Below are 24,536 nucleotides of genomic sequence, written 5' to 3' on the forward strand. Positions count from 1 at the left end.
CATCGCAACGGATCGCCCGTCAGCGGAGCGTGTTCAAGCGCGCGCCGCGGCCAGCCAGGCCCGCAGTGCCGCCGGCCGCACCGGCTTGTGGCTCAGGGTGAAGCCAGCGCGCGTCGCCCGGTCGCGCAGCGCGTCGCCGCCTTCGGCGGTCAGCAGCAGGGTCGGCAGCGGCCCCCAGCGCGCCCGCAGCTGCTCGGCCAAGGCCACTCCGTCGAGGCCGTCGTGCAGGTGGAAGTCGACGATCAGCCGGTCGGGCGCTTCCGACTCGGGCAGGGCGAGGGCCTCGCCGGCCGTCCCCAGGCAGTGCACCGACAAGCCCCACTTCGACAGCAACGCGCGCAACGCGTCGCGGATGTCCGCGTCGTCATCGATGCAGAGGACGCGAAGTCCCGACAGGGCCCGGTCGGCCACGCTCGACGCGGCGCTCGCGGCGAGGGCCGGGCGCGCGGCGCGCGGCACGCCGATGCCGAAGACGCTGCCGTGCCCGAGCCGCGAGCGCAGCTCGAGCGGGTGCCCGAGGCCCTGGGCCAGGCGCTGGCAGATCGACAACCCCAACCCCAGGCCGCGATCACCGGCCACGGCGCCATCGGCGAGGCGGCGGAACTCCTCGAAGATCAGCTCGCGATGCGCTTCGGCGATGCCGGGGCCGGTGTCCCAGACCTCCACCCGCCAGCCCTCGCGGCGCCAGCGCACGCCGATGCGCACGCCACCCTCGACGGTGTAGCGCAGCGCGTTGGCGATGAAGTTCTGCAGGATGCGCCGCAGCAGCGCCGGATCGCTGGTCGTCCAAGCCGCGGTCGGCACCGCCGCGACCGACAGCCCGCGCGCCTGCGCGAGCGGCTCGTACTGCTCGACGAGCCCACGCAGCAGGGGGCCGAGCGGAAACGGTTGCGGCCGCGCCTGCAGCTGTCCGGACTCGATGCGCGACAGGTCGAGAAGGCCGTCGAGCAGCTCCTCGGCGGCGCGCAGCGAGGCATCGATGCGGCCACTGAGCTGGCGTTGCTCGTCACGTTCATCGGCCTCGCGCAGGGCCGCGGAGAACAGCCGGGCGGCATGCAGGGGCTGCAGCAGGTCATGGCTCAGGGACGTCATGAAGCGCGTGGTCGCCTGTCGCGCGCGCTCGGCGTGGTCCTGCGCACGCGCCGTGTCGGCGAGGGCGATCGACAGGGCGTGTGTGCGCTCCTCGACGCGCCGTTCGAGCTGCGCGGCGGCGTCGCGCAGCTCGAGCTCCACGCGCTTGTAGTCGCTGACGTCGGTGTAGGTGGTGACATAGCCGCCGCCGGGCAGCGGCTGGCCGCGCATCTCGATCACCTGACCGTTCGGACGGATGCGCTCGAACACGTGGGAGGCCCCGCGGCGGAGGTGTTCGAGGCGGCGCTGCACGTGCGCCTCGACGTCGCCGGGGCCGCACTCGCCGCGCACGGCGTTCCATCGGATCAGCTCGGCCACCGGCTTGCCGACGTAGAGCTGGCCGTCGGGGTACTCGAAGAGCCGCTGGTAGGCGTGGTTCCACGCGATCAGCCGGAGGTCGGCATCGACCACGCTGACGCCATGGCTGACGTGCTCGAGCGTGGTGGTCAACAGCTCGCGGTTGAAGCGGCGCTGCTGGCCGGCCTCATCGAGCAGGGCGACCACCTCGCCGAAGGCCATCCCGCTGCCGCGAAGCGCGGCGGTCAGCAGCGTACGCGCCGATGCGGCGCCGACGGCGGAGGCGAGAAGGCGTTCGCCGAACTGCAGGAAGGCCCGGTCGGCGGGCCTCTCGGGGGCCAGCGGCCGACCGCGCTCGACGGCAAAGGTCGAGAACTCGGCGTGCGCGGCGGTGTCGCCGAGCACGCGGGCGCAGAGCGCGAGCACCTCGCCCTCGGTCGCGCGGCCGGTCGCCTCGGGGTCGGGCTCCTCGCGCGCCGCGTCCGGCGCGAGGAAGGGCTCCGCCGCGAGGCGGGCCTCGAGGCCGGGGCGGTAGCGCAACGAACCGGCCACGAAGGCCACGCCATTGGCGAGCAGGGACAGCACGGTGCCATGCGTGAGCGCATCCCACCCGGCGAGGCCGAACATCGCCTCGGGGCGAAGCATCGCCAGGCCGAACGGCCCCTCGGCGAGCCATTCGGTGCCGAAACCGAAGCCGCGGGCCAGGGCGGGCAGCAGCAGCGTGTACAGGAACACCGCGAAACCCACGGCGATGCCGAGCCGCGCGCCCGCGCGGCTGGCGTCGCGCCAGTACAGGCCGCCGACCAGGGCCGGTGCGAACTGGGCAACGGCAGCGAAGGCCAGCAACCCGTGCGAGGCCAGCGCCACGTCGCCGGCGAAGGCGCGCGAATAGGCCCACGCGCCGAGGCACAGCGCGACGATGCTCATCCGCCGCACCCAGAGGATGCGCTGGCCGAGCCGCCCGGGGTCGCCCGCACCGCGCAACAGCCACGGCATGGCGAGGTCGTTGCTGACCATCGTGGCGATGGCGAGGCTTGCGACCAGCACCATCCCGGTCGCGGCCGACACCCCGCCGAGGAACGCCACGAGGGCGAGGTCGACCCGCCCTTCCGACAGCGGCAAGGCCAGGACCCAGGCATCCGGGGTGACCCGCCCTGCGAGCCCGAGCTCACCCGCCCAGGTGATCGGCAGCACGGCGAGGCAGACGAGCAGCAGGTAGAACGCGAAGGCCCAGCGGCCCGGCCGCAGGTCGTCGGCGGACTGGCACTCGACCACGAGCACCTGGAACTGGCGCGGGAGGCAGAGCAGGGCGAGGAAGGCCAGCAGGGTCTGGGCGACGAACGGGTCGGGCAAGGGCGGCAGCGGGGCGTCGCGCACGGACGCCGGGACATCGCCACCGAGCAGGTGCCAGGCGAACAGGCCGACGATCACGAGAGCCAGGAGTTTGACCACCGACTCGAGGCCGATCGCCCACATCAGGCCACGATGGTGGCGGGTCGCGTCCACGTGCCGGGTACCGAACAGGATCGCGAACAGGGCGAGAAGGCCCGCCGACAGCAGGGCGGGGTCTTCGAGCGGGGCGCCGCGAGGCAGGCCGGTCAGCACTTCGACCGACAGGGCGATCGCCTTGAGCTGCAGCGCGAAGTAGGGAATCGCCGCCACCACCGCGATGACCGCCACCAGCGCCGCGAGCTCGCGGGCCCGGCCGTAGCGCGCCGCGAGGAAGTCGGCGATGGATGCGGTGCGCTGACGCTGGCCCACGACCACCATGCGGCGCAGCAGGTCGCCGCCGAAGACCAGCAGCAGCAGCGGGCCGAGGTAGATCGGCAGGTAGCTCCAGAGGTTGCCCGCCGCGCTGCCGACGGCGCCGAGCAGCGTCCACGAGCTGCAATACACGGCGAGCGTCAGCGAATAGAGCCAGGGCCGCAGCCGACGGCTGGCCGGGCCGGCGCGGTCGCCGCTCCACGCCACGGCGAGCAGCACGCCGGCATAGAGCAGCGAGAACGCCAGCAGGCTCAACCCATGGACCATCGCTCCCCCCTTTTGGCCGCGATTCTAGGCGTCGCCCGAGCGAGCGCGCAGGACGCACCAGGCGAGCGCGGTCGCGGTGGCGTCGGCGAGCGCGTCGTGGCGCAGCAGCGAGGGCACGCCGGCCTCCGCGAGGATCGCGTCGAGCCCGCGACGGCAGGCCGTTTCCGGGTGCCGGTTCAGCTGGCGCCGGAAATCCACCTCGGCGAGGTCGATGCGACGGTTGGGCAAGGAAAACGCCGCAATCTCCCGGACGCTGCGATCGAGCAGCGCGATGTCGAAATCGATGCAATAGCCCAGCAACGGGCGCGGCCCGAGCCAGCGCAGGAAGGCCTCGACCACCACGCGCTCCGCGTCCGCCGCCGCGACATCGGCCGGGAGGATGCGATGGTGGCGGATCGAGTCGATGCCGAAGGCGCGACCGGGGTCGACCCAGCGTTCGAAGCGCTCCGACAGCACCACGCGCCCTGCGCGAACCGGCACCGCGGCCAGGCGCAGGATGCGGTCGCTCGCCACGTCGAGCCCGGTGGTCTCGAGGTCGAGGCTCACCACCTCGTGCGGCGGAGGCGCGTCGAACAGGGCGCCCCAAGGTCCGGCCCCGTGGCGCCAGGCCAACCAGCGGCGTCGCAGGGGGTTCATGTCATCCCGCGCAGCTGCAGCGCGTCGCGCAGGTGGCTCTTGAAGCGGTTCACGACACGGAGGGCGTCGCGCAGCAGCTCGCGATCGAGATGCCGCAGGGACGACACGTCGAGGCGGTTGTCCGGCATCTGGCCCGCCGCGAGGGCATCCAGCTGCTGGCCGAGCCGCAGGCGCTGGAACACCGCGAGGGCTTGCGGCACGTCCCGGCCCAGCTCGCCGGGCAGCGCCCCGGCGGCCACCAGGCCTTCACAGCGCGCGAAGCTGTTGCTGCGGGCCACGCCGTGGCGAAGCGCCAGCGTTCGCAGCCCGTGCACGAGGGGGAAGATGCCGCCCTTCTTGATGTCGGTGCCGTCACCGCCGTCGCGCACGCGGCCGAAGAGGGTGAGCGGGGTGTCGAACTGGAAGGTCGCCAGGCCCATCTCGCGCATCAGCCCCTCGTCGCGACCCAAAGCCATCAAGTCCTCGTGCAAGGGCTGCACGAGCTGCCGATCGCCGACCACCGGGCGGGCATCGACCACCATCGAGAGCTCCATCAGCGACACCGGATCGCCGCGACGTCGCCACTCGGCGATGCGTCCGCGCCAGCCGTCGAGCGTCTGCCGCCAGTGCGGGTTGCTCGCCATCACGCCGCCGGCGCAGGGCGGGTAACCGATGTCGGCGAGCCGCTCGGCGAAGCGGGCCATGGCGTCGGCGTAGGCGTCGGGATCGCCCCCGGGCGCAAGGATCAAGGCGTTGTCCTGGTCGGTCTTGAGGATCTGCTCGCGGCGACCCTCGCTGCCCAGCACCAGCAGGCAGGCGCGATCGCGCAGCCCTGCGGGCACGCAGAAACCGAACAGCGCGGCGAGCAACCGCGAGTTCAGCGCGCTGACCATCTCCATCAGGTAGCTGATCTTGGCGCCCTGGGCGAACAGGGCACGGACGAGGGCCGCCATGTCGCGCGCCGCGGCCACCACCTCGGCCTCGCTGCCGGCGCGAGCGAGGCGCAGGCTGATCAGATGCGACTGGCTGGCGTAGTGGCTGAGCACCTCCGCCAGGCCGATCGTGCCGACCACGGCGCTGCCGCGACGCACGGCCACGCGCTCGATGTGCGACTCCGTCATCGTCACCAGGGCCTGGAACAGCACATCGTCCTCGCGCACGCCGATCAGCGGGCGGTGCGCGAGCGGGCCGACGGGCGCGGCGAGGGCATGGCCCTCGAGGGCCAGGGCATCGAGCAGATCGGTCCGGGTGACGATGCCGGGCCCGTCCTCGCCCGCCGCCGGCTCGACGACGAGGCACTCGACGCCGTGGCGCCGGAGCGCGCCCACGGCGGCGGCGATCGACGTCTCCGGCGCGATCGCAACCGCCTCGGCAAGCTGCGCATCACGCACGCGGGTGAGCATCAGACGATTGGCCTCGGAAGGGGCACTCTTCGCCGCCAACAGCTGGCGCTTCGCCGACAAGCCCTCGTGGAACCACGCCGCGAAGCGCGGCTGCGCCTCGAGCAGGGCGAGGAACACCACCGCCGGCAGCACGAAGGCGAGGACTTCGCCGCGGGCGCGATAGCGATGCCGTGCCCTGCCGGTGATCACCGCGAACGCGCCGAACACATCGCCCGGGCCGTAGTCGGAGAACAGGCGCTCGCGTCCTTCGTCGACGTCGCCGGCCTCGACCTCGCCGCGCAGCACGACGTAGACCTGCGGCGACGGCTGACCCGATTCGACGAGGATGCTGCCCGGGGCGAAGAACGCGAGGTCGAGGGCCGCTTCGACGCGTGCACGCCCCTCCGCATCGAGCAGGTCGAAGGGCGGCAGACTGAAGTCGAAGCCGGGCGTGGCCATTGCCCAAGGCTGCCATGGCCCCGGCCCGGCGTCCCTTCGACCTTCGACGGAGGCCCGCGCCTTCCCGGACGACCGCACGCACCGCGCCGTCCGCCCGCTGCTGGTGGCGTTCGGCCCCGCGGTGGTCGCCGCACTGTGTTTCCTGGCGGCCGACGGAACGGATTGATGCCTCCGGAGGTGCATGCGACAGTCCACCGGGCCCGCCAGGATCGCCATGCCCAACGCCCGCTCCGCCCGCCTGCTCGTCGCGCTCGCCGTGGTGCTCGTCGCCGCAACCGGCGTGTCGCTCCGCTGGTGGAGCAGCAACGAGGCACCGACGGTGCTGCGCCTCGGCATCGGCCCCTGGATCGGCTACGAGCCGTTCGTGGCCGCCCGCGAAACCGGGCAGTGGCCCGCGTCGCTCCGTCTGGTCGAGCTCGGCTCCAACACCGAAGCCATCGACGCTTTCATCGAAGGCCGCATCGACGCCGTCGGGCTCACCCTCGACGAAAGCCTCCGGCTGGCCCGGCAGCGCAACGCGCACACGATCCTCGCGGTGCTGTCCGATTCCCGCGGAGGGGACGCCGTACTCGGGCGGCAGGACCACGACAGCATCGCCGATCTCGCGGGGCAGACCGTGCTGGTGGAGGACACCGCCGTCGGGCAACTGATGCTCGGCGCCGCCCTCGAGGATGCGGGCCTGCCCCTCTCCGCGGTGCGGGCGCGGCGGGTGCAGGCGACGCGGCTTCCCATCGGTTGGGCGGATGGCGAGGCCGCGGGCGTGGTCGCCTATTCCCCGCTGATCGAGCGCCTGGAGGCGGACGGCGCGAAGGTGCTGTTCTCCACCCGCGACCATCCCGGCCTTGTGCTCGACGTGCTGGTCCTGCGCCCCGGCCTGTCGCCCGATGCGCCCTCCGTGCGGGCCTTGTTCGAGGTCTGGGATGCCGGCAAGCAGCGCCTCGACCAGCTCGATGATCCCCTCGCCGAGGTGCTGGCACGAGGCCTCGGCATGAGCGCCGAGGACTACCGGGCCGCCTTGACCAAGGTGGACCTGATGTCGAGCGCCGAGGGGCGCGCCATGGTGGCCGGAGACCCGCCGCCGCTGCTGCCGTCGATCGAGCGCATCGAACGCCTGCTCGACGAGGGCGCGCCCGATGCGGCCCAGCGACCCCAGCTCGATCCGGGGAATCCGCCATGATCCGGTGGCTGCTGCGCTGGCCGGCCCAGGTCGGTCTGACCCTCGTGTTGGTGACCGCTGCGGTGGTCGGCAGCCTCGGGATGTTCGCCAGCTACCGAGCAGCGGCCGAAGAGGAGGCCCTGCGGAGCACGGAAGCGGTGCTCGAGCAGATCGTGCACGCGGAGGCCCGGCGCATCGTCGCGCTCGCGGAGGTCGACGATGGCCTGGGCCCCCAACGCCTCGTGACCGGCCTCGCGCTGCACCCGCAGCTGCTCGAGGCCTGGTGGGTCGACGGGGCGGGCACCGTGCGCGGCAGCTTCCGCCGATCCGACCTCCAGCGCCCGCTGGACGCGTCCCTCGGACGGCACGGCGTCAACGCGGCGCTGGCGCGGGATGCGGTGGCGCTCGCCCTTGCGGAAGGCCGGCATGCCCTCGCGGAGGACCTCCGCCACCTGCTGGTGGCCAGCCCGATGCGCCTGCCGGATCACCTGGGGGGCGACAGCCACCTGCTGGTGCTGGGCACCGGCGAACACGGCTATACCGCGGCGCTGGCCGCAGGCGTCGAACGCTTCGGCGTGCAGTTGATGGTGATCGGCGCCATCGCCGCCCTGCTCTGGGTGCTGTTGGAACGCAGCTGGGTGCGACGAAGCCGCGACCTTCAGGCCTACGCCTCGCGCCTCCACGAGGCCCCGGCGCCCCTGCCGACGACACTGGACGGCGGCGACGAGATCGCCGACGTCGCCCGGGCGCTGGCGCTTGCCGGCACGGCGTGGCACGCCGATGCGCGACTGCTCCGCATGATCGGCGACATCGGGCGGAGCGCGCTGCGACAGTCCGAGATCGGCCCGCTGCTCGACGGCGTCGTCGAGTCGATGGTCGGGGCGGGCGGCTTCCGGGGGGCGCAGGCCTTCGTGCTCGATGCCGACGCCGGCGTATTCGAACGGCGCCACTCGGCCGGCATGGCCGCTTCGATGCTCCCGGACCGCTGGCACCTCGGCGAGGCCGAGCCCCCGATCGATGTCGTCGACGACTGCTTGCAGCAGCGCCACGTGGTCCGCCTCGACCCCCAGACGCTGCTGTTGCCCTTGGCCACCGACCAGGAGATGTTCGGCCTCCTCGTACTGACCGATGCCACCGCTGTGGATGCCGGCAACCCGCGGCTTCAGGAATCCCTCGGCGCGATCGCCAACGACATCAGCCTCGCCATCGCCCATCGTCGCGCCGAAGCCCGCGAAGCGAAGGCCCGCGACGAGCTGGCCGCCGCCGTGACGGCCACCCAGATCGGTGTGTGGCAGCGCGACCTCGACACCGACAGCATCGAGGTCAACGCCCAGTGCTATGGCATGGTGGGGCGCACCGCCCAGCCGCGACTGCCCGTCGTGGAATGGCGGGCTTGGGTGCATCCCGAAGACGTGCCCCATCTCGACGCCGCGCTCCTGCGATTCGCCACGCCGGACGAGGACGACCTCTCGATCGAGTTGCGACTGCAGCACGCCCTCGGCCACTGGATCTGGGTGCACCTGCTAGGCCACGTCCGTCGCCGGCATGCCGATGGCCGGCCGCACGTCCTCAGTGGCGTGATGCTGGACATCAGCGTGCGCCGCCAGGCGGACGAATCACGCTGGCTTGCCGCCGCCATCGTCGACAACACGCGCGAAGGCATCCTCGTCTGCAATGCCGATGGCGTGATCCTGTCCATCAACCGCGCCTTCGAGACGCTCACCGGCTACGCCGCGGCCGACGTGGTCGGGCACCGCGCCTCGGTGCTGAGTTCGGGTTTGCAGGGGCGCGATTTCTACGCGGCCATGTGGAGCGACCTCGTCCAGAAAGGGCGATGGGAGGGCGAGATCTGGAACCGCCGGAAGAACGGCGAGGTCTATCCCGAATGGCTGTCCATCACCCGCATCCCGGGCGGGCGGGCCGACGGCGCGTGCTACGTCGGCCAGTTCACCGACATGAGCGAGCGCAAGGACACGCAGCATCGTCTCGACTTGCTCAGCCGCACCGATCCACTGACCGGCCTCGACAACCGGCAGGCCCTGCTGCAGGGGATGGAGAGCCTGCTCTCCACGAACGGCAAGCTGGCCGTGCTCTGCATCAACCTCGACGGGTTCCGGCAGGTCAACCAGAGCCTTGGCATGCAGGTGGGCGACCAGGTGCTGCGCGCGGTGGCCGAGAGGCTGCGGGCGTCGGCCGGTGCCGACGTCCTGCTCGGGCGGCTGGAAGGCGACATCTTCGCGGTGGCGATCCCAGGCGCGGACGCCACGTCGGCCGCGGAGCGCGCGGAGGCGATCTACGTCGCGTTCCGGGCGCCCATCGAGGCGGCCGGCACCTCGCTGGTGCTGGGATTGAGCATGGGGTTGGCCGCCGCACCCGAGCACGTCGACACGGCCGACGTACTCCTGGTGGCCGCCCGCTCGGCGATCCACGAGGCACACGAATCGGGCAGGAACACGCTCACGACCTACGAGCCCGGCCGCGGCTCGACAAGCCGCGAGCGGCTGACGCTGGAATCGCAGTTGCGCCTCGGCGTCGAGAACGGAGAATTGTTCGTCGTCTTCCAGCCGCAGGTGCATCTCGACGACGGGCGACTGGTGGGCATCGAGGCGCTGGTGCGCTGGCGGCATCCCACGCGCGGCGTGATGGCTCCGGGCAGTTTCATCGGCATCGCCGAGGACAGCGGCTTGATCGTCCCGCTGGGCGAATTCGTGCTGCGCGAGGCCTGTCTCGCGGCGATGCGCCTGCAGTCCGCCGGCTTCCCGGCCGTGCCCCTGTCCGTGAACGTCTCGGCCCTGCAGTTCCGTCGCGACCGGTTCCTGCCCAGCGTGATGGCCGCGCTGCGCAACAGCGGCCTGCCGCCCTACCTGCTGGAACTGGAGCTTACCGAGTCGGTGCTCATGCGCGGCACCGAGGACATGCTCGCGCGCATGCGGCTGGTGCGCGAGCAGGGCATGCGCATCGCGATCGACGATTTCGGCACCGGGTTCTCGTCGCTGGCCTACCTGTCGCGGATGGGCCTCGACCGGCTGAAGATCGACCAGGCCTTCGTGCGGGACATGCGCCAGTCGGCGCGGGCCGAAGGCATCGTGAAGGCCATCGTTGCGATGGCGAAGCACCTGCAGCTCGATGTCATCGCGGAAGGCGTCGAGGAGGCGGAGGACGCCGGGCATCTGCGCGCCCTGGGCTGCGACGAGGCGCAGGGCTACCTCTACGGCAGGCCCATGGACGAAGCGGCGCTGCTGGACTGGGCGCGCAGCAGCGGTCGGATGCGGGAGTAGACTGCGGTTTTCCGCACCACCGGTTCCGATCCCATGGACAGCCGCGAACCCGCATCGTCCCCGGCCCACTCGCCGGACTCGCTCGCCGCCACGCTCGCAACGCTGCGTGCGGCATGGTTGGCGAAGCGCCCGGACTTCGCCCAGCGCCGCGCCGACCTCGACCGCCTCGCCACCGCCATCAAGGCGAAGCGCGAAGCGATCGTCGAGGCGATCAATGCCGACTTCGGCCGCCGTGCCGCCGTCGAGACGCTGGCCGCCGACGTGATGGTGACGCTCGAGGAGATCAAGCACGTCCGCAAGCACCTGCGCTCGTGGATGAAACCGAAGCGCGCGCCGATCAACGCGCTGTTCCTGCCGGCGCGCGGCGAGATCCGCCACCTGCCGCTGGGCGTCGTGGGCATCGTCGCTCCGTGGAACTACCCGTTCCAGCTCGCGATCATCCCGCTCGTCGACGCCATCGCCGCCGGCAACCACGTGATGATCAAGCCCAGCGAGTTCACGCCGCGCACCAGCGCGCTGATCCGCGCGCTCTGCGCCGACGTGTTCCCGGCGGATCGGGTCGCCGTGATCGAAGGCGGCGCCGAGGTCGGTGCCGCGTTCACCGCCCTGCCCTTCGACCACCTGCTGTTCACCGGCAGCACGGCGGTGGGACGCAAGGTGATGGCCGCCGCCGCGCCGAACCTGACACCGGTCACCCTCGAACTCGGCGGCAAGTCGCCGGCGCTGATCGCCCCCGGCTTCGACATCGCCCACGCCGCGGAGCGCATCGCCACCGGCAAGCTCTTCAACGCCGGCCAGACCTGCGTGGCGCCCGACTACGTGCTGGTGCCGGACGCGCAGCGCGACGAATTCATCAGCGCCTACCTCGCCGCCGTCGCGAAGCGCCATCCAACGCTCGCGGGCAACGCCGACGTCACCTGCGTGATCAATCCGAAGCAGGCCGGCCGCCTGCGCGAGTGGCTGGACGACGCGACGCAGCGCGGGGTCGCGATCCGCCAGCACGCGCCCGACGACGGCCGCGCCGCGCCCGGCGAGATCATCCCGCCGACGGTGCTGATCGACCCGCCCGACGACGCCCGCGTGATGCGGGAAGAGATCTTCGGCCCGCTGCTGCCGGTGAAGGGCTACCGCACGCACGACGACGCCATCGCCTACATCCTCGGTCGCGACCGCCCGCTGGCTTTCTACCCCTTCGACCGCGACCGCGAGCGGCTCGAGCGCACCCTCGACACCGTCGTCGCCGGCAGCGTCTGCGTCAACGACACGCTGATCCAGTTCGGCCAGCACGAGCTGCCGATCGGCGGCGTCGGGGCCTCGGGCATGGGGCACTACCACGGCCACCAGGGTTTCCTGACCTTCAGCAAGGCCATGCCGGTGATGCGACAGGCGCGCCTGAACGGCATGGGGCTGTTCGATCCGCCCTACTCGACCCTGATCAAGCGTGTGCTGGATGTGCTGACGCGTTGAGCAGCGCAGAACGGACTCGCCGACCATCGGCCGCCGGGAGCCTGCATGCTGTGGATCGCCCTGTCCCTCGCGTTCGCCTCCCTCGCGGTCCGCGAGCTCTATTCGCCGTGGAACCGCGAGCATCCGCAGCCCGTCGAGCCGCTCTACCTGCTGCTGGTCGTCACGCTGGCGGTGGCGTTCGCCTGGCCGCCGGTGTCCACGTGGCGCTTCGAGCGCTTCCTCGAATCGCGGGCCCGCGTGCTGACGGAAGGCCGGCCGGTGTCGGTCCACTGCAACACGCTGCTCGACACGATGCTCGACCCGAACGCGCTGGCCGCCGGCCACGCCAACCTCGCCACCGGCAGGATCGTGCTGCAGAAGCCCTGGTGCTCGACGCTGCGCGGCTACCTCGACGACCCGGCGAGCGCCGACGAACGCGGCATCCAAAGCCTCAATCTCTTCACCCATGAGGTGATGCACGTGCGCGGCCTGCTCGACGAGAAGGTCACCGAGTGCCACGCCGTGCAGTACAACCGGCGCATGGCCGAGTTGCTCGGCGTTCCCGCTCCCTTGGCCCTGGACCACGCCCGGCGCTACTACCGCGAAAGCTATGCCTTGCGCGCCGCGGTCGGCGGCCTCGCGGGCTCGTACTTCTCGCCGGAATGCGCGCCCGGCAGGGCAATGGACCTGCGGCTACCCCACTCGCTCTGGTGAGAACGGGCCACGGCCCACCCTTCCTTGCTTGCCCCTCCACAGGGCCGCCCCCATTGTGGCTCGATGGACACGACCCCGAACCCCCTGCTCTCGCCGGCCCTGCTGCCGGACTTCCCCGCGCTCCAGCCCGCGCATGTGGTGCCCGCCGTCGAGGCGGTGCTGGCCGAGTACCGCGCCGCCGTCGAGCGTCTCGTCGCCGATCCCGCCGCCCGCGATTTCGATTCGCTGGTCGCGCCGCTCGAACGGCTCGACGAAAAGCTCTCGCGCACCTGGTCGCCGGTGTCGCACCTTCACGGCGTGAAGGACTCGCCCGAGCTTCGCGAGGTGTACTCGGAAGCCGACGAGCGGATCACCGAGTTCACCACCGAGCTCGGGCAGCACCGCGGCCTTTATGAGGCCATGAAGGCCGTGCGCGAGGGTGCGGGCTTCGCGGCGCTCGACCGCGCGCAGTGCACCCTCGTCGAGGACAGCCTGCGCGGCTTCCGCAATTCCGGCGTCGCGCTCGAGGAGCCGGCGCGCACGCGTTTCCGCGAGATCCAGACCGAGCTCTCGAAGCTGGATACCGCCTTCGAGGAGGCGGTGCTCGATGCCTCCGAGGCCTGGACGCTGCCGCTCACCGAGGCGCAACTCGCCGGCCTGCCGCCCTCGGCCCGCGACCTGCTGGCCGGCCAAGCGAAGGCGAAGGGCAAGGACGGCTTCCTCGCCACGCTGAAGGGGCCGGTGGTGCAGGCGATCCTGACCCACGCCGACGACCGCGCGCTGCGCGAGACCGTCTACACCGCCTACAACACGCGCGCTTCCGACCAGGGGCCGCAGGCCGGGCGTTTCGACAATTCCGAACGCATCGCGCGGATCCTCGCGCTGCGCCATGAATCCGCGCAGCTGCTCGGCTTCCCGAGCGCCGCACACGAATCGCTCGAAGACAAGATGGCCGGCACGCCGGAGCGCGTGCTTGCCTTCCTGCGCGAGCTCGCCGCCAAGGCGCGGCCGGTCGCGCAGCGCGAACTCGACGAGCTGCGCGCCTTCGCTGCGAACGATCTGGGCCTGCACGACCTGCAGCCCTGGGACGTCGGCTGGGCCAGCGAGAAGCTGCGCGTCGCGCGCTACGCGTTCGAAGAAGAACAGCTGAAGCCCTACTTCGCGCTGCCGGGCGTGCTGAAGGGCGTGCTCGACATCGCCACCGACGTGTTCGGCGTGCGCTTCCGCGAGCGCCATGACGTGGCGACCTGGCACGCGGACGTGCAGTACTTCGACGTGCTCGACGCCGACGGCAGCGTGCGCGCTGGCGTGTACTTCGACCACTACGCCCGCGAGGGCAAGCGCGGCGGCGCGTGGATGGACGTCTGCCGCACGCGCCTCGGCCTCACCGGCCAGATCCCGGTCGCCTACCTCACCTGCAATGCCGCACCGCCGGTGGAAGGCCGTCCCAGCCTGCTGACCCACGACGACGTCATCACCCTGTTCCACGAATTCGGCCATGGCCTGCACCACCTGTTGACCGAGATCGGCTGGCCCGCGGTGTCGGGCATCAACGGCGTCGAATGGGACGCCGTCGAGCTGCCGAGCCAGTTCATGGAGAACTTCGGCTGGAAGCGCGAGGCGCTCGACCGCTTCGCCCGCCACTGGCAGACGGGTGAAGCCCTGCCCGATGACCTGTTCGCCAAGATGACCGCGGCGCGGCACTACCACGCGGGCCTGTTCCTCGTGCGCCAGCTGGAGTTCGCGCTGTACGACTTCCGCCTGCACCTCGAGTACGACCCGGCGAAGGGCCCGCGCACGCTCGAATTGCTCGACGAGGTCCGCGCGGAGGTCAGCGTGATCACGCCGCCGGCCTGGCATCGCTTCCCGCATGCGTTCACCCACATCTTCGCGGGCGGCTACGCGGCGGGCTACTACAGCTACCTGTGGGCGGAAGTGCTGAGCGCCGACGCTTTCGGCGCCTTCGAGGAAGCGGCCGCCGCCGCGGGCAGCGTGTTCGACGCCGCCACCGGCGCGCGCTACCGCCGCGAGATCCTCGCCGTCGGCGGCTCGCGCCCGGCGCTGGAAAGCTTCATCGCCTTCCGCGGCCGCGAGCCGGACCCGAACGCCCTGCTGCGGAGCTACGGTCTGGCGGCCTGAGCGACGGCGAACGCCGCCACGCAGCGCGCGATGGCGGCATCGTCGATATCGAGATGGGTGGCCAGCCGGACGCGCGGGCCGCCGACGCTGGCGATGACGCCGTGCTCGTGGAGCGACGCGCGCAGCCGCGGCAGCGCGGCCTCCGGCACGGTGACGAAGACCAGATTGGTCTGCGGCGTCTCCACCGAGAGACCCGGAATCGCCGACAGGCCCGCCGCGAGTTCGCGCGCGCGACGATGGTCTTCGGCGAGCCGCGCGACGTGGTGGTCGAGAGCGTGCAGCGCCGCCGCCGCGAGGATGCCGGCCTGGCGCCAACCGCCACCGAGCAGCTTCTTCAGCCGTTTGCCGCGCGCAATGAGCTCGGCGCTGCCCAGCAGCACCGAACCGACCGGCGCGCCGAGGCCCTTCGACAGACACACCGACACGCTGTGGAACGGCGCCACGAGCGTGCGAACCGGCACGCCCTGCGCCACGGCGGCATTGAACAACCGCGCGCCGTCGAGGTGCAGGGCCAGGCTGCGCTCGTCGCACAGCGCGCGCGCGTCCGGCGCGTAGGCCAGCGGCAGCGGCTTGCCGTGCCAGGTGTTCTCGAGGCAGAGCACGCGGCTGCGCGCGAAGTGCGGGTCGTCCGGCTTGATCGCCGCGCGCACCGCCTCGAGCGGCAGCGTGCCATCGACGGCCTGCGGGATCGGCTGCGGCTGGATCGAACCCAGCACCGCCGCGCCGCCGCCTTCGTACTTGTAGGTGTGCGCGTCGGCGCCGACCAGGTACTCGTCGCCGCGCTGGCAGTGCGCCATCAGCGCGATCAGGTTGCTCTGCGTGCCGCTGGCGACGAACAGCCCCGCCTCGAAGCCGAGATCATGCGCGAGCCGGTCCTGCAGCGCGTTCACCGTCGGGTCGTCGCCATACACGTCGTCGCCGACGGCGGCTTCGAGCATGGCCGCGCGCATCGCGGCGGTCGGACGGGTGACGGTGTCGCTGCGGAAGTCGGCGGTCGGCAAGGTCATGGTCGATGGCGGCAGGGCGTCAGAGCATGCGCTGCACGACGTCGTCGCGGCGCAGCCAGCGATGGTAGACCGCCGCGAGCACGTGCAGGCCGATCACGCCGTAGAACACCGTCGCCAGCAGCTTGTGCGCGTCCTCGGCGACGTCCTCGATCGCCGCGCCCGGCGCGAACAGCGGCGGGAGGACGAGGCTCGTGAACGGCACCGGGATACCGCGCCCCTCGCTCCACAGGATCAGCACGCCAAGGATCGGCTGCACCAGCAGGAAGGCATACAGCGCGACATGCGTGAGGCCGCCCAGCATCGACTCCCAGCGCGGCAGCGGCGGCGTGACCGGCGGCACGCCATGGCGGGCCCGCAGCGCGAAGCGCGGCAGCAGCAGGAGCATCACGATGATCCCGGCCCAGAAGTGGAGCGGCATCATCGCGCTGCGGATCGGCGTGCCGCGCGGGAACCAGCCACGGAATTCCGCGAGCGCGTAGGCGGCGGCGACAAGGCCGGCGACGGCCCAGTGGATCCAGCGTTGCGGAGCGGCGTAGCGGGGCGTGCTCATGTCAGGCGTCCATCGAAGGGAACCGGGGAGTCTGCAGGATGGGGCATTCCCCCGGCCTCCGGCTTGCCGTCGATCAACGCGAGACCGCAACGCTGTCACGAACGAATCGCAGGCGCAGCGGCCCGACGCCGTGCACGCCTTTCGCGCCCTGCCAGCCCCGGGCGTCCGACGCGCACGCCAGCTCGGCACGGCCGGGCGCGGCGGGCAGCGCCCACCCCTGGCCGCAGCGCCAGGCGAGGCGCTGCGCAAGGGCCCGAAGGGCGCCGGAGTCGAACGCGGAGGCCGGGCGCGGCGCGGGCACGCGCACGGGACGCGCCGCTGCCTCGTCGATCACCAGCTGCACCCGCTCTCCCATGGCATCGGCGCCATCGCGATCCGGCGGAAGGCCGTGTTCAACGACGAGCCGCGCACCGGGTGCGAGGTACCAGGCCTCCGCTTCGTCGCGCTCGCCCGGCCGACGACGCAAGACCCAGCCTCCGGAGGCACCGAGGGCGTCGATTTCGCGACGTCCCGCGAACTCGCGCACTCTCAACGCCGAGGTCTCGTCGGCCCCGTAGCCCCAGCGCGCATCGGCCGCCTGCATCGCCATCAGCAGCCGGAGCTCGCGCGCGCGCTCGGAGAAATGCGTGTCGACGATGGCGTCCTCGGCGAGGCGCAGCCCACCGGCCGGCCACAAGGTCAGTGCATCCTCCGGGACGCCGTCGCAGCGCCCGCCGCGCGAACAACCGGGCTCGGGCGGCGCGGCCACGCGTGCGGCCCGCGCCACCGCGGCCTCGACGTCGCCGTTGCCGAGCATCCACGACGCGCTCTGCACGGCGGCGCCAGCGCTGGTGCCACCGACCACGATCCGTCCCGCCGCATGCGCGTCTTGCAGCTCCCGCAGCCAGTCGTTCGCCGACCCATCGTCCCGGACGAAGGCCTGCCGATGCCGCCACTGGTCGCCGCCGGCGAAAAACACGCCCTGCACCTGCAGCATCAGCGCGGGCTGCGACGCGCAGTGGGCGCGCTGGTAGTCGGCGAGGTCGGGATACACGGCGTCGCGGTTCGGCAGTCGCAACCGCTCGATCCGCAGCCGCGGCAGCGCCCCGCAGTCGCCCAGTTCGAAGCGCGCCGCCGCGGCCGCCGCATCCACCGGCCACCACACCGCGTCGGCACCGAGTTCGCGGAACACATCGACGTAGAAGTCCACGGCGTCCATCGGATCGACGCCCGAAGCCGTGACGACGGCGATCTTCGGACGACCCGTCGTCCGCGCCTGCGCTTCGGCGACGAAGGCGCGCAGAACCTCGACCCCCCCGCGATCGCGACTCTGCATCGGCAGCGCGCGTTCGAGCGGACGCGCTCCTTCGGCGCTCCGCTGCGGCACTTCCAGGGCGGCCAGCAGGGCGGCGCGCTCGGCATCGAGCAGGACCGACCACGGGCGGCGCGGGTCGGTCTCGGCACAGCCGCCGCCCAGGCAGGCCTGGGCGAACGCGGCTTCCAAGCGCGCGGCGTCGATGTCGGCCGCACGCGCATCGTCGCCCTCCAGACTGCGCTGCGCCTGCGCAAGCATCGCGGCCAACGCCTCGCGGGAGGGGGCACCGGGCAGGGTCCACAAGGCCGGATCGAGCGCTCGGGTAATGCCCGCACCGTCGATGCGGAAGCGCGCCGGTCCGCGCGTCGCGTCGCTGGGCGCCGCGGCGCACGAACGCGGCGACAGATCGGAGCAGATCGCCAAGGCGCCACCGGCCAGCAGCAGGCTGCGCACGGGCGGCGTCGACGCCAAGGCCACGCTGCCGATCGCCGTGAATGCCAGGAACGCCGCGCGCAAAACCAGGGAATCCATGTCCGGACGCAGACCCATCAGCAACGGAAGGCCCGGATGTTTAGCAGGTTTCGTCCGCCGGCACTTGACGGCGCGGAAATGAACGAAGTATGAAAGTCCCACGTTTCCGGTCCACCGAAATGCCCAAGCCGCGCAACCACATCCGGCACATCGCCCGGACGTTCTATCTCAGCGAGTGGTGGGACGAGTAGATCCCATCGGCTGAGCCCCGTCGTGCCGCAACGGCACGCCGCGGGGTTGCGTTCGCGTTGCCGTCGTTCGACGGCGCCGCCGTGCATCGGGGCCACTCGCGCCCCACCACCAGACCCTGACGGCCACGCTTCATGCGTGGCCGCCTGTCGACCCTGAGGAAACCGCCATGCTGTCCAAGAAGCCCCTCAGCGCGATGATCGCGCTGCTCCTCGCCACGTCCGCCGCCGCCCAGGCCCCGGCGCCGGCCGCCGAAGGCGACGACGCGAAGACCCTCGACGCCGTGACCGTCACCGGCACCAACCTGCGCGGTGTCGATCTCGCCGAAGCCCAGCCGGTGCAGGTCATCGACGCGGTCAAGTTCGAACGCCTCGGCCTCGCCTCGATCGGCGACGTGCTGAAGCTCATCTCCGAAACCGGTGGCGGCACCGGCAACTTCAGCACCGCCACCTCGGGCGCGCTGCAGGCCGATTCGCCGGCCGGCATGGCCGGTGCCTCGCTGCGCGGCCTCGGCGCCGGCTCGACGCTGACGCTGGTCAACGGCCGCCGCGTCGCCGCCAGTTCGTTCTCGAACGGCGTGCGCTCGGAGAACTTCGTCGACATCAACGCCATCCCGATGGCCGCCGTCGAGCGCATCGAAGTGCTGTCCGCCGGCGCCTCGGCCATCTACGGCGCCGACGCCGTCGCCGGCGTCATCAACGTCGTGCTGCGCCAGAGCTTCGACGGCGTGCGCGCGGCCGTCAGCATCGGCGATTCCACCGCCGACAGCGACGAAGCCAAGTTGAATGCCAACCTGCTCGTCGGCTTCGGCGACGACGACCTCGGCGGCCTCGTGGTGGTCGACGCCTTCCGCCGCAACGGCTTCTACAACCGCGACCGCGCGATCACCGCGGACGAGCGCGTGCCGTCGCAGCAGGGCATCTTCCCGAGCGTCAACTGGGGCAGCTTCAGCCGCGATGACTTCGTGGAAGCCAGCTGCCCGTCGGGCCAGCGCTTCGACGGGCGCCCGGGCTTCCCGCTCGGCAGCCTCGGCGCCTACTGCGCCGTCGACCGCAGCGACTACACCGCCTTCGACCCGCAGCTCGATCAGCTCGGCCTCTACGGCACCTTCAACGCGCGCCTCGGCGACGCGTTGGCGTTCTTCAGCGAAGTGCAGCTGCAGCGCAACGAGAGCTTCGCCACCAGCGCCCCCGCGCCGTGGTCGCAGGCCACCATCGCCTTCAACCACCCGAATTTCCCAGCGGAGCTGCGCACCCGCATGCTCGCCGCCGGGCTCGGCGCCACGCAGGACATCGTCGGCTGGGGCCGCTTCCCGGACGAGCGCCAGGTCGACGTGGAGACGACCAATTGGCGGGCGCTCGCCGGCCTGCGCGGCGAGCTCAACGACACCTGGGGCTGGGAGGCCGCGATCGGCTACGGCCGCAGCGAATCCGAGCAGGTCGCCAGTGGCGGCATCTACAACCGCACGCGCACGCTGGCGGCGCTGCGCGGCCGCCTCTGCGCCGACGGCAGCACCACCTGTACCCCGACCACGGGCGGCCTCTGGTACAACCCGTTCGGCGGCCAGGCCTCGCAGGACCCGCGCGTGATGGCCCTGCTCCGCGACACCGTGCCGCGCAACGGCGAGTCGACCACGCTGAGCGCCGACCTCAAGCTCAACGGCACGGCCGGCGCCATCGGTGGCCGTGACATCGCTTGGGCCGTCGGCGTCGAAGGCCGTCGCGAGGACATCGCCGACCGGCCCTCGCCGCTTGCCGAAGTGAACCGCCTGACCGGCCAGCCGGGCGTGTTCGGTTTTGGCTCGAAGTCGGCCAGCGCCGACCGCAACGCCTCGGCGCTGTTCATCGAGTCGCTGCTGCCGTTCACCGACACCTTCGACGTCCGCCTTGCCGGCCGCTACGACCACTACTCCGACTTCGGCGGCGACTTCAATCCGTCGGTCGGCCTGCGCTTCCGCCCGAGCGAGGCGCTGGTCTTCCGCGCCGGCTGGAACACCGGCTTCCGCGCGCCCTCGCTGGCGCAGGCGGGCAGCGGCACCACCGCCGCCTCGTTCACCCTGCCCTGCGCCTCGGGCAGCGAGTTCTTCACGAACTGGTGCGGCAGCCGCTCGGGCCGCCCGACCATCCTCAGCCAGGTGCTCGCCAACCCGGACCTCGAGCCGGAAACCTCGGAAGCGTGGAACGCCGGCATGGTCTGGTCGCCGCTGGAGCGCACGACGGTCAGCGTCGACTACTGGAGCTTCGACCAGAAGAACACCGTCGACGTCGACTACTTCGGCCTGCTGCGCGCCGCCCTCGCCAACCCGTCGCTGATCTACACCTTCGCCGACGGCAGCCGCCCGCGTCCGGTCAACGCCCCGGGCATCGAGATCGGCAGCGGCGGCATCGGCCGCGTCTCGACGGGCGAGGTGTTCGCGCAACTCCAGAACATCGGCGTGCAGCGCACCGACGGCTGGGATATCGCGATCGACCACGGCATGGCCGAGGACGTCCTCGGCGGCCGCCTCGATCTCTCCATCGACGCGACCCGCGTGCTCTCGTTCGAGCGTTCGGAGTCGTGCTCGCCACAGGTCGCGCCGCTGCGCGGCGACGGCGCCTGCATCGGCGGCCAGCGCCTCGTCGAGCTGAATGGCGAGTACCGCTATCCGAAGTGGCGCGGTACCGTCGCGCTGGAGTGGACCAGCGACGATTTCGACGCCGCGCTGTGGGCCAGCTACACCGGCTCGTACTACGACGACTTCCGCTTCGATCCGGCGGCGATCGCCACCACCGCGCGCGTGGCCTCGTGGACGACCTTGAACGCCTCGTGGGGCTGGAACCTCAACGAAACGCACCGCGTCTCGCTGCAGGTGAAGAACCTCACCGACCGCGATCCGCCGCGGGCCCTCGGCGCCAGCGCCTGGGTCGACACCTACAACCACGACGCCATGGGCCGCTTCGTCACCCTGAACTGGATCGGCCGCTTCTGATCGCCCGCCGCTGATCCGACGTCTGGACCGCCCACCGGCTTGCCGGTGGACCTCGGGGCAAGGACGCCCCGCCTGTCCTGCGCTACCGTGGCCGCCCAACGCGGCCATGGCGCGCCGCGCTCCGCCCCTTCGTCCCGGACCCACGAATGACCTCCACCGCCGCGCCCTCGCGCGCGCCCGACACGCTGCTGGTGCTGCTCGCCGTCGCCCTCGTGCTGGCGGCGATCGTGCCCTTCGTGCCCGCGGGCCTCTTCGCGCCGGGCCAGCCCATGTCGCTGGCCAGCTTCCAGCCGGGCGACACCGCCCTCGGGCTGCGCCTGTTCTCCAGCGACGCCGACCATCCCGGCTTGCTCAACCTGTTCTTCGACGGTTTCACCTCGGGCAGCCGCAATGGCGCGGCGATCGGCGTGATCGCCTTCGTGCTCACCGTCGGCGGCGCCTTCGGCCTGATCCAGGCCAGCGGCGCCATCGACAACGGCCTGAAGCGCCTTGTCGCGCGCTTCGGCCACCACCCACGCCTGCTGCTCGCGGTGCTGTTCGTCGCCTTCTCGACGGGCGGCGCGGTGTTCGGCATGGGCGAGGAGACGATCGCCTTCCTCGCCCTGCTGCTGCCGCTGATCCGTCGCCTCGGGTATCCGCCGGAGACCGGCGTGATGGTCACCTACATGGCCAGCCAGATCGGCTTCGGCACTTCGTGGATGAACCCCTTCAGCGTTGCCGTGGCGCAGGGCATCGCCGGCCTGCCGCTGCTGTCGGGCGCGCCGTTCCGCATGGCGATGTGGGCCGCGTTCACCGCGGTCGGCCTGGCCTTCGCGCTGCGCTACGCGACCGCGCACCGCGTCCCGTCGACCGACGTCACGACACCCGGCGACCGCGCCACCGTGCCGGCCTCGACGCCGCTGGGCTGGGTCGACCACGCCGTGCTGGCGGCGACGCTCGCCACCGTCGCGTGGATCGTCTGGGGGGTCACCGCCGCCGGCTACTACATCGCCGAGATCGCCACGCAGTTCTTCGCGCTGGGCCTGTTCGCCGGCGTGGTCGCGGTGCTCGGCGGCCGCATCAGCGCGAACGGCGCCGCGCAGGCCTTCACCGACGGCGTGCGCGGCCTGGTGCCGGTGGTGCTGGTGATTGCCGTGGCCAAGGGCATGCTCGGCATCCTCGGCGGCAGCGACCCGCACGCACCCTCGGTGCTCAACACCGGGCTCCATGCCATGGGCAGCGCCATCGCCGGCACGCCGGAACTGATCGCCGCGTGGGGCATGCTCGCGGCGCAGTCCGCGTTCAATTTCTTCGTCAGTTCCGGCAGCGCGCAGGCCACGATCACCATGCCGCTGATGGCGGGGCTGGGCGAGCTCGTCGGCGTCAGCAAGCAGATCAGCGTGCTGTGCTTCCAGCTCGGCGATGGCCTCACGAACCTCGTGATGCCCACCTCCGCCGCGATGATGGGCGCCATTGGCGTGGCCGGCCTCGGCTGGGTCGCGTGGGTGCGCATCATCGTCCGCTTCATGCTGCTGCTGATGGCGCTTTCCGCCCTCACCGTGGCTCTTGCCGTCGGGATCGGTTATGTCTGAACTGCTGTGGATCCGCGACGCGGAATTGATGACGCCGGCGCCCGCCGGGCGCGGCGACGTGCTGGTCGCGAACGGCCGCATCCTCGCGGTGGGCACCGGCCTCGATCCGCGCGGTTGCGGCGTACCCGTGCGCATCATCGATGCCGGCGGGCACTGGCTCTGCCCCGGCCTCGTCGATGGCCTCGTGCACTTCGGCGGCGGCGGCGGCGAAGGCGGCTTCGCCACGCGCATGCCGCCGCTCGCGGCGGCCACCGCGCTCGCGGCGGGCGTCACCACGATGATCGGCGCACTCGGCACCGACGACGTCACCCGCAGCCACGCCGACCTGCTGGCCTGCGCGCGGGCGCTGGCCGCCAGTGGCCTGTCGGCCTACACGCTCACCGGCTCCTACCAGGTGCCGCCGGTCACGCTCACCGGCAGCGTGCGCGGCGACCTCGCCTTCATCCCGGAAATGATCGGCCTCGGCGAAATCGCCATCGCCGACCATCGCGGCTCGCAGCCCAGCGCCGCGGAGCTCGCCCGCCTCGCCTCGGACGCGCGCGTCGGCGGCATGCTGGCAGGCAAGGCCGGCACCGTGCTCGTGCACTGTGGCGAAGCGCCCGAAGGCCTCGCCCTGCTGCGCGAAGCGAGCTCACGCTGGCCGGTTCCGATCAAGCAATGGCATCCGACCCACGTGAACCGCCACGCCGCGTTGCTGGCCGACGGCTTCGAATTCGTCCGCGAAGGCGGGAGCATCGACTTCACCACCAGCAGCACGCCGGACTTCGTCGCCGCGGGCGAGATCCCCGCCGCCCTCGCGCTGGCCGACGCGCTCGCTGCCGGCCTGCCGATCGAACGCCTGACGATGAGTTCCGACGGCCAAGCCAGCCTGCCGCACTTCGACCCGCAGGGACGCCTCGTCTCGCTCGAGGTTGCGCCGATCGGCAGCCTGCTCGCCAGCATCCGGGAAGCGGTTGAACGGCACGGCGTGCCCTTGGCCACCGCGCTGGCGGCCGCCACGTCCTCCCCGGCAGCGGTGTGGGGCCTCGCGCAGAAGGGACGCATCGCGCCCGGCCTCGATGCCGACCTCCTGCTGCTCGACCGCGACACCCTGGCGCTGCGTTGGACGATGGCCGGCGGCCGGCTCTGAACGACACCGCTGGCGACGGCCGCTGACCGGCGGCGTCGCAACGGGGAACTTTAAGTACGCATTCACTCCCTCGGCGGATGATGGATTGGCCCATCCGGAGACCATGCCCATGCTGCGCCGCGCCGCGTTCCTTGCCCTGTCGTCGCTGGCCCTGAGCGGCTGCGTCACCTACGAAGTCGTCGAGCGGCGCGTCTACCACGAGGACGGCAGCTACACGCGCATCTACGCCCCCGACGACGGTCGGCGCTACGAAGAGCGCCGTTACCACGATGATCGCCTCCGCAACGATGGCCGGGTCCGTCGCTACGAGTACGACGCGCCGCGCTACGTCGGTTACGGCGACCACGCCCCCTATACCCGCTGGTTCTACGGCCACCGCGGCCATCCATCCTTCTGGTACGGGCCATCGCGGCCCCACGGACCGGGCGCGCCGCGGCCGAGGTCGATGCCGAAGCCCGGGCTGCGCGGCGTCGGCCCCGAGGTTCCCCAGCCGGTCATCACGGGCCCAAGCGTCGGTGGCGAGGCGCTCCGTCCGCTCGACCGCGAGCCGCGCGAGGAGCCCCGCTTCGAGCCGCGCGAGGAGCCCCGCTTCGAGCCGCGCGAGGAGCCCCGAGAAATGCCCGTCGTCGAAGAACGCGTCGAGTAGCCGCGAGCCGCCGGGGCCCTGATA

General features: G+C 71.9%; 16 protein-coding genes. 10 read left to right on the plus strand and 6 right to left on the minus strand.

The window, feature by feature from the left end:
• Positions 1 to 33 precede the first annotated feature (33 nt).
• From ACYVAK_RS04615 to ACYVAK_RS04625, 3 genes are read right to left on the minus strand one after another with little or no spacing between them, the layout of a single operon-like run.
• A complete protein-coding gene (locus tag ACYVAK_RS04615; protein ID WP_461058423.1) occupies positions 34 to 3,459 on the minus strand; it encodes a hybrid sensor histidine kinase/response regulator in 3,426 nt (1,141 codons plus the stop codon).
• 24 nt (positions 3,460 to 3,483) lie between these two features.
• Positions 3,484 to 4,095, minus strand: coding sequence for an exonuclease domain-containing protein (locus ACYVAK_RS04620; RefSeq protein ID WP_461058425.1), 612 nt, complete (start codon positions 4,093 to 4,095; stop codon positions 3,484 to 3,486).
• Positions 4,092 to 5,915: a DUF294 nucleotidyltransferase-like domain-containing protein gene (locus ACYVAK_RS04625; RefSeq protein ID WP_461058427.1), complete on the minus strand. Its 1,824-nt coding sequence runs from the start codon at positions 5,913 to 5,915 to the stop codon at positions 4,092 to 4,094. Before ACYVAK_RS04625 ends, ACYVAK_RS04620 begins: the two co-directional genes overlap by 4 nt.
• Here ACYVAK_RS04625 and ACYVAK_RS04630 point away from each other — a divergent pair.
• The 6 genes from ACYVAK_RS04630 to ACYVAK_RS04655 all read left to right on the plus strand — a co-directional run bounded on the left by ACYVAK_RS04630 (position 5,908) and on the right by ACYVAK_RS04655 (position 14,627).
• Positions 5,908 to 6,081 (plus strand): hypothetical protein, encoded by a 174-nt coding sequence (locus ACYVAK_RS04630; RefSeq protein ID WP_461058430.1) that lies wholly within the window; start codon positions 5,908 to 5,910, stop codon positions 6,079 to 6,081. The genes ACYVAK_RS04625 and ACYVAK_RS04630 overlap by 8 nt on opposite strands.
• 48 nt (positions 6,082 to 6,129) lie before the next feature.
• Positions 6,130 to 7,092: an ABC transporter substrate-binding protein gene (locus tag ACYVAK_RS04635; RefSeq protein ID WP_461058432.1), complete on the plus strand. Its 963-nt coding sequence runs from the start codon at positions 6,130 to 6,132 to the stop codon at positions 7,090 to 7,092.
• Positions 7,089 to 10,349, plus strand: a complete 3,261-nt coding sequence (locus ACYVAK_RS04640; RefSeq protein WP_461058434.1) for an EAL domain-containing protein — start codon at positions 7,089 to 7,091, stop codon at positions 10,347 to 10,349. The genes ACYVAK_RS04635 and ACYVAK_RS04640 overlap by 4 nt, the downstream gene beginning before the upstream one ends.
• 33 nt (positions 10,350 to 10,382) lie before the next feature.
• On the plus strand, positions 10,383 to 11,816 hold the full coding sequence (locus ACYVAK_RS04645) for a coniferyl aldehyde dehydrogenase (RefSeq protein WP_461058436.1): 1,434 nt from the start codon (positions 10,383 to 10,385) through the stop codon (positions 11,814 to 11,816).
• Between the two features lie 45 nt (positions 11,817 to 11,861).
• Positions 11,862 to 12,509 (plus strand): hypothetical protein, encoded by a 648-nt coding sequence (locus ACYVAK_RS04650; protein WP_461058438.1) that lies wholly within the window; start codon positions 11,862 to 11,864, stop codon positions 12,507 to 12,509.
• Positions 12,510 to 12,572: 63 nt separating this feature from the next.
• Entirely contained in the window at positions 12,573 to 14,627 is a 2,055-nt protein-coding gene (locus tag ACYVAK_RS04655) for a M3 family metallopeptidase (RefSeq protein WP_461058440.1), read from the plus strand.
• Here ACYVAK_RS04655 and ltaE read toward each other — a convergent pair.
• The 3 genes from ltaE to ACYVAK_RS04670 all read right to left on the minus strand — a co-directional run bounded on the left by ltaE (position 14,609) and on the right by ACYVAK_RS04670 (position 18,009).
• Positions 14,609 to 15,628 carry a low-specificity L-threonine aldolase gene (ltaE, locus tag ACYVAK_RS04660; RefSeq protein WP_461058642.1) on the minus strand — a complete coding sequence of 340 codons (1,020 nt, stop codon included), beginning with the start codon at positions 15,626 to 15,628 and terminating at the stop codon, positions 14,609 to 14,611. The two genes, ACYVAK_RS04655 and ltaE, sit on opposite strands and share 19 nt — an antisense overlap.
• A gap of 25 nt (positions 15,629 to 15,653) precedes the next feature.
• Positions 15,654 to 16,184 carry a cytochrome b gene (locus tag ACYVAK_RS04665; protein ID WP_461058442.1) on the minus strand — a complete coding sequence of 177 codons (531 nt, stop codon included), beginning with the start codon at positions 16,182 to 16,184 and terminating at the stop codon, positions 15,654 to 15,656.
• 73 nt (positions 16,185 to 16,257) lie between these two features.
• Positions 16,258 to 18,009 (minus strand): hypothetical protein, encoded by a 1,752-nt coding sequence (locus ACYVAK_RS04670; RefSeq protein WP_461058444.1) that lies wholly within the window; start codon positions 18,007 to 18,009, stop codon positions 16,258 to 16,260.
• Between the two features lie 358 nt (positions 18,010 to 18,367).
• On the opposite strand from ACYVAK_RS04670, the gene ACYVAK_RS04675 reads away from it, so the two are divergent.
• The 4 genes from ACYVAK_RS04675 (at position 18,368) to ACYVAK_RS04690 (ending at position 24,512) form a co-directional block, all read left to right on the plus strand.
• Positions 18,368 to 21,166 carry a TonB-dependent receptor gene (locus tag ACYVAK_RS04675; RefSeq protein WP_461058446.1) on the plus strand — a complete coding sequence of 933 codons (2,799 nt, stop codon included), beginning with the start codon at positions 18,368 to 18,370 and terminating at the stop codon, positions 21,164 to 21,166.
• 146 nt (positions 21,167 to 21,312) lie between these two features.
• The gene (gene yfcC, locus ACYVAK_RS04680) at positions 21,313 to 22,737 is read left to right on the plus strand and encodes a putative basic amino acid antiporter YfcC (RefSeq protein ID WP_461058448.1); all 1,425 of its coding nucleotides are present in this window, start codon (positions 21,313 to 21,315) and stop codon (positions 22,735 to 22,737) included.
• A complete protein-coding gene (iadA, locus tag ACYVAK_RS04685; protein WP_461058450.1) occupies positions 22,730 to 23,866 on the plus strand; it encodes a beta-aspartyl-peptidase in 1,137 nt (378 codons plus the stop codon). Before yfcC ends, iadA begins: the two co-directional genes overlap by 8 nt.
• Positions 23,867 to 23,975: 109 nt before the next feature.
• The gene (locus tag ACYVAK_RS04690) at positions 23,976 to 24,512 is read left to right on the plus strand and encodes a hypothetical protein (protein ID WP_461058452.1); all 537 of its coding nucleotides are present in this window, start codon (positions 23,976 to 23,978) and stop codon (positions 24,510 to 24,512) included.
• Positions 24,513 to 24,536: the final 24 nt, after the last annotated feature.

The sequence above is a fragment of the Silanimonas algicola genome (genome assembly GCF_054777375.1).